5 protein-coding genes are annotated in these 5,333 nt (G+C 67.0%); 2 read left to right on the top strand and 3 right to left on the bottom strand.

Annotation, left to right across the window (positions count from 1 at the left end):
• Nucleotides 1-123 precede the first annotated feature (123 nt).
• The 3 genes from ACFQ50_RS20930 to ACFQ50_RS20920 all read right to left on the bottom strand — a co-directional run bounded on the left by ACFQ50_RS20930 (nucleotide 124) and on the right by ACFQ50_RS20920 (nucleotide 3,601).
• Entirely contained in the window at nucleotides 124-1,398 is a 1,275-nt protein-coding gene (locus tag ACFQ50_RS20930) for a class I SAM-dependent methyltransferase (RefSeq protein WP_377997568.1), read from the bottom strand.
• A 95-nt stretch (nucleotides 1,399-1,493) separates the two neighbouring features.
• Nucleotides 1,494-2,219 carry a DUF1365 domain-containing protein gene (locus tag ACFQ50_RS20925; protein WP_377997542.1) on the bottom strand — a complete coding sequence of 242 codons (726 nt, stop codon included), beginning with the start codon at nucleotides 2,217-2,219 and terminating at the stop codon, nucleotides 1,494-1,496.
• Nucleotides 2,216-3,601 carry an NAD(P)/FAD-dependent oxidoreductase gene (locus ACFQ50_RS20920; RefSeq protein WP_377997541.1) on the bottom strand — a complete coding sequence of 462 codons (1,386 nt, stop codon included), beginning with the start codon at nucleotides 3,599-3,601 and terminating at the stop codon, nucleotides 2,216-2,218. The genes ACFQ50_RS20925 and ACFQ50_RS20920 overlap by 4 nt, the downstream gene beginning before the upstream one ends.
• 125 nt (nucleotides 3,602-3,726) lie before the next feature.
• Here ACFQ50_RS20920 and ACFQ50_RS20915 point away from each other — a divergent pair, with 125 nt between their 5' ends.
• Together ACFQ50_RS20915 and ACFQ50_RS20910 are read left to right on the top strand one after the other, a co-directional pair.
• Nucleotides 3,727-4,644, top strand: a complete 918-nt coding sequence (locus ACFQ50_RS20915; protein ID WP_377997540.1) for a LysR family transcriptional regulator — start codon at nucleotides 3,727-3,729, stop codon at nucleotides 4,642-4,644.
• 45 nt (nucleotides 4,645-4,689) lie between these two features.
• The gene (locus ACFQ50_RS20910; RefSeq protein WP_377997539.1) at nucleotides 4,690-5,199 is read left to right on the top strand and encodes a DUF2004 domain-containing protein; all 510 of its coding nucleotides are present in this window, start codon (nucleotides 4,690-4,692) and stop codon (nucleotides 5,197-5,199) included.
• Nucleotides 5,200-5,333 lie beyond the last annotated feature (134 nt).

The following is a 5,333-nucleotide window of genomic DNA, read 5'->3' as shown; positions in this document are numbered from 1 at the left end:
GCCGCCCTTTGGGGGGCGCCCCCAACCACCCGGGGGGGGCCCCCCCCGCTGGCGCCGCCCCCCCCACTGTGATTAAGCAAACGCCGGACTCGGGCTGCACCTTCCGGCGGGCAGGACAGGCTGCTACAGCTGGGCCTCCCGGCGGTCCAGGACGATCTGCTGCACATCCAGGTAGCCGGACTGGAAGCCGGCCCGCGAGTAGCAAAGATAAAACAGCCACATCCGCTGGAAGACCGCGTCGAACCCGAGCCCGCGCACTTCCGCGGCACGCTGCAGGAACCGCTCCTCCCAAAGCCTCAGAGTGGCAGCATAGTGGTCACCCATCCCCCGGCGCTCACGCACCCGGAGGGTGGTGTGCTGCTCCGTGACGCTTTCGATCGCCCGCACCGACGGCAGGAATCCGCCTGGGAATATGTACTTGTGCACCCAGGTGTAGGCGTTGCGGGTGGCGAGCATCCGCCCGTGCGGCATGGTGATGGCCTGGATGGCCACCTTGCCGCCGGGCGCCAGCACCCGGTCGATGGTCTGGAAGTAGACGGGCCAGTATTCGTAGCCCACCGCTTCGATCATCTCCACGGAAACGACGGCGTCATACTCGCCTTCCACGGCGCGGTAGTCCTGCAGTCCCACGGTGACCTGCCCGGAGAAGCCGGCTTCCTCGATACGCTGCTGCGCGAGCGCCTGTTGCTCGCTGGAGAGGGTGACCGAGTACACGGTGGCGCCGCGGGCTGCGGCCCGCAGGGCCAGCTCGCCCCAGCCGGTGCCGATCTCAAGCAGCCGGGTGCCCTCCCCCACGCCGGCCTTGTCCAGCAGCCTGTCGATCTTGGCCTGCTGCGCAGCGGCCAGGGCATCCCAGCCCACCTCGGTCAGCTGGCCCGCCGATGCCGGGAACAGCGCCGAGGAGTAGCTCATGGTGCTGTCCAGGAAGTTGGCGAACAGCTCGTTGGAAAGGTCGTAGTGCCGGGAGATGTTGCCGCGCGTGTTCTGCTCGGTGTTGCGCTCCTGCCGGGGCGCACGCGGCAGGTACAGGCTCCTGAGTTTCTGCAGCGGCACGGGGATGAGCGTGTCCACCGAGGAGGCAAAGACCTCCAGAACGCCGGCAAGGTCTGGCGCTTCCCAGTCCCCCGCCATGAAGGACTCCCCCAGCCCGATCAGCCCGTTGTCGCCGATCCGAACGGCGAAGTCATCCGGACGCAGCATGGTCATCACCGGCCCGCCGGAATGGCCGGTGCCCAGCACCGTCCCGTCGGGGTATTCCACCCGCAGCGGCAGGCGTCGGACCGCCGCCCGGAACAGCGAATCGGCGGCCTTGCCGGCCATCTGCGCCTTGATCCCCGCGGGGGGACGGGCGACGCCGGGCCACACCTCCGCGTCGATGGCCGCCGGAGCCGGCGGCACCCGGAAGGCCTCGCCCGGCGTGTTTCGCCGGTGTGAAGGGTCCCTGTACGCGGGGTCACTGTACGAGGGGTCAGTGTACGACGGATCCGTGAGAGTCACGAGACGGCCTCCTGTGGCGGGTGGTGGGGGCGGTTGATGATGGGCAGGCCTCGGGCCCAGAGTCTGATTCCCTGCCAGTGGATCTGCAGGGCAACGCGGAGCGGCGCCAGCGGCACCGCGGCCGCCGCCGCCAGGATGCTGCGGGCTGTGGCGGGCCGCCGGTCGCCGGTCATGGTGGCGGTAAAGGGCTTCCGTCCGGCGCGCTCCAGCACCACGGCCACGGCCAGTTTGCCCGCCGGTTCGGGCAGGCTCATCCGATAGCTGCCGTCCACCTCGTTGAACGGGGAGACAAAGAACTCCTTACCGGTACGCGCGCGGCCGGCGCCGTCCGGATGCAGGAGGTAGCAGTGCCGTTCGCCGTAGGTGTTGTGGACCTCGGCGATCACAGCACGCAGCCCGCCATCGCTGCCGTGGCACCAGAAGATGCTGATGGGGTTGAAGACGTGGCCCAGCACCCTGGCGTTGGCCAGCATGGTGACCCTGCCGCCGTCGGGCTTTTCGCCGCTCACGGCGAGGAAGCGGTCCACGTTCTCGCGGATGCTGGCCGCGGGATCCCCCAAGTGGTCCTTCGCGTGGAATCCGGCGAGTGGACGCAGCCACCAAGGCAGTTGTGGCAGGTCATCGAGGTCCACGTACCAGCTGTAACTGCGGTAGCTGAAGGCGTTCTTCAGCGGATCCTGCCGCACATGGCGGATGCGGGTCCGGTAGATGGCCGCGCTCATGGCACCAGCTCCGAAGACTGCCCGGCACCGGACGCAACCGGGTCCGTGGCCGATGCGTCCGGCACCCGGACGAAGGGATCCTCCCACTCGCGGCCCAGCTGCGCGGCCGCCCGCACACCGGCGGCGGCGCCGTCCTCGTGGAACCCCCAGCCGTGGTACGCGCCCGCGAAAGCCAGCCGGTGGTCGCCCAGCTCCCCCAGGCGTTCCTGGGCGGCCACGGATTCAGGCGTGTACTGCGGGTGCTCGTAGACGAGGTCCTGCAGCACTGAGTCCGGCTCAATCAGGTCCGATTCACCGAGGCTCACGATGTAGCTGCCGCCGTCGTCGGGGGTGAGACGCTGCAGCCGGGTGAGGTCGTAGCTGACCAGCACCTGGCCGGGACGTGCAGCGCAGGACGGCAGCCGGTAGTTCCAGGAGGCGCGGGCGGCGCGGCTGCGGGGCAGGACCGCGGAATCGCGGTGGAACTTGATGTGGTTGACGGAATACGGGATGTGCCCCAGAACCTGAACCTCCGCGGGGACCGGTTCAGCCATCATGGCGAGTGCCTCGCGGGGATGGGCGGCGATAACCGCAGCGTCGAAGTGCTCGGTTCCGGACGCCGTCGTAATCTCCACTCCGGTCGGGATCCGCCGCACAGCCAGCACAGGGCTGGAGAGGCGGACATCCTGGAGGCCTTCGACCACACGGTCAACATAGCGCCGCGATCCGCCCGTCACCGTCTTCCACTGTGGCGAGCCTTTGATGCCGAGCATGCCGTGATGTTCGAGGAAGGTGAAGAGGTACCGGGCAGGGTAGGCCAGGGCGGTGGTGGGGTCGCAGGACCAGACAGCGCTGACAACCGGGGCCATGAAATGCGAGGTGAAGTAGCTGCTGAATCGTTCGCGTTCGAGGAACTCGCCCAGCGTTTCCTCCCGTGCCCCGGGACGGGAGGCCCCGTTGGCCAGCAGCGCCCGCGCCTTCCGCCAGAACCGCAGGATCTCGGCAAGCATCAGCAGGAACCGCGGCCGCGCAAGGTTGGCCGGCCTGGCAAAGACACCCGAAGCACCCTTGGCGCCGGCGTACTCCAGGCCACAGCCGTCGCAGCGGATGCTCATGGTCATGTCCGAATCCTGCGTCTCCACGCCGAGCTCGCCGAACAGCCGGATAAGGTTCGGGTAGGTGCGGTTGTTGTGCACAATGAAGCCGGTGTCCACGGCCAGGCTCCCCGACTCCTGCCGCACGTCGTGCGTGTGGGCATGTCCGCCCGGCCGGGAATCCGCCTCGAAAAGGGTCACGTGGTCCCGGCGGCTGAGGATGTACGCGGCCGTCAGGCCCGCCACCCCGCTGCCGACAACAGCAACGTGCCGCCTTTCGTCTCGATTCCGTGTTGGGCTCGGTGACAATCTTCGCTCCTCTGCTGAACAGTTGCCGCTGATTTGGGTAGTCAACGGCTATTCGGAGCAGTTCGGCGTGCCGGATGGGTACGGATTCTTTTCCCGTCCCAAAGCACCCAGAGTAAGGTTGGCTGGTGGTCAACCCCGTGCATTTGAAGACGCTCCTGGAGGTGACACGGCTGGGGTCCTTCGCGGCTGCGGCGAGCCGGCTCGGCTACACCGCCTCAGCCGTGTCCCAGCAGATGTCCGCCCTTGAGCGTGACACGGGCGTCCGCCTGTTCCAGCGCTCCGCCCGGAGCGTGGTTCCCACCGATGCGGCGGTGGTGATGGCGCGCCACGCGGCCAAAGTCCTTACGGACATCGAGGCGCTGATGGCTGCGGCTTCCAGGACACAGGACACCACCAGCCAGGAGCTGCGGCTGGGCATCTTCCCGAGCCTCGCAACCTATGTCCTGCCGCGGATCCTGCGGAGTCCCGCATGGAAAGGGCTGGGCATCGAACTGAAAGTTTCCGTGGCCGAACCCGCCCAGACCATCCAGGGGTTGCGAACCGGCGGAGACACCGATGTGGCGCTCGTGTACCAGGTGGGACAGTCCGGGCTGGCCTGGCCGCACACCATCAACCGGCAGTGGATCGGTGACGACAATTTCCGCGTGGTCCTTCCGTCCGGCTGGGGATTCCGAACCGATGCGAAGGTGGCGGCCGACCATCTTTCGGACATGCCGTGGATCATGCACCATCCCGGCACGAGCGACGCCACCGTCATTGAGCGGCTCTTCGCGGGCTGCAATCTCCACCCCCGCGTGGTGGCGTACAGCGACGACTTCCATGCCAGCCTTGAAATGGCCGCCGGCGGGCTGGGGGCGGCACTGGTGCCGGAGCTTGCCCTGCTGCATCGGCCGGCCGGCGTCGTGGTGCTGGACGTCCCCGAAATCCGGCTGGCCCGCAACGTCTTCGCGCTGCTCATCAACGACAAGAAGACAGCCCGGGTCCAGCTGTTCGTGGACCTGCTGGCCGAAACCATGGGCGGTCTGGGGCAGCCAGATAAATGATCCCCGATGCTGGAATGCTCTGCTTTTCGGGTCTATGTTGAAGATATGACCACCAAGGTAGCGAGCCAGCACTTCGGAGTAATCGAGCTGAACCACGGCAGGGACCATAACGTTGCCGCGGAGCACCAGCTGGCCGGTCAACGCCTTGAGCTGGACCTGAACATCAACGCCCATGACCACTTCGATGAAGCGGCCATGCACAAAGTGGACTACCGCCTCCGGTACCTCCCCGAACTCGTGGACGAGGTCAGGGAAATGATTGCCGAGGAGCTGGAGCAGGAGGGCACCAGCCCGCAGGAATATCTGCGCTTCCACTGCAACGCCATCAAGGACGAGCACCTGCAGAAAATCTTCGGTGTGAAGGAGAAGAGCCAGCTCACCAATGCGGTGTTCCTGAAGGCCCTGAAACTGGGCCATGTGGGGATCTACCCCGGCCAGCCCGAACGCTATTTTGTCCTGGACTTCACCCTGGGCGAGCACTTCACCGACGAGGTACTGGTGGCCTCCGCGGACGAGGACGGCGTGGTCGACGACGAGATCGTCTGGGAATCGTAAACACTGCTTAAAGAACGACGGCGCGCCGCCCCAGTAGGGGTGGGGGGCCGGGTGGGGGGGGGGGGGGTTTGTTAATTTGAGCGTACAACACGTACCCGCCGGCCCGCCAGGGGGGGCCGGGGTGGTATAAAAAA

Source organism: Arthrobacter sp. NPDC056493, assembly GCF_042795115.1.
Lineage (GTDB): Bacteria > Actinomycetota > Actinomycetes > Actinomycetales > Micrococcaceae > Arthrobacter.
Note: the sequence above shows the minus strand (reverse complement) of the source record. Positions and strands in the feature narration are given on the sequence as shown.

What these genes read in the sequence shown, in the direction of transcription:
- ACFQ50_RS20925 (WP_377997542.1), bottom strand. Translation starts at nt 2,219, where the DNA reads ATGAGCGCGGCCATCTACCGGACCCGCATCCGCCATGTGCGGCAGGAT.
- ACFQ50_RS20910 (WP_377997539.1), top strand. Translation starts at nt 4,690, where the DNA reads ATGACCACCAAGGTAGCGAGCCAGCACTTCGGAGTAATCGAGCTGAAC.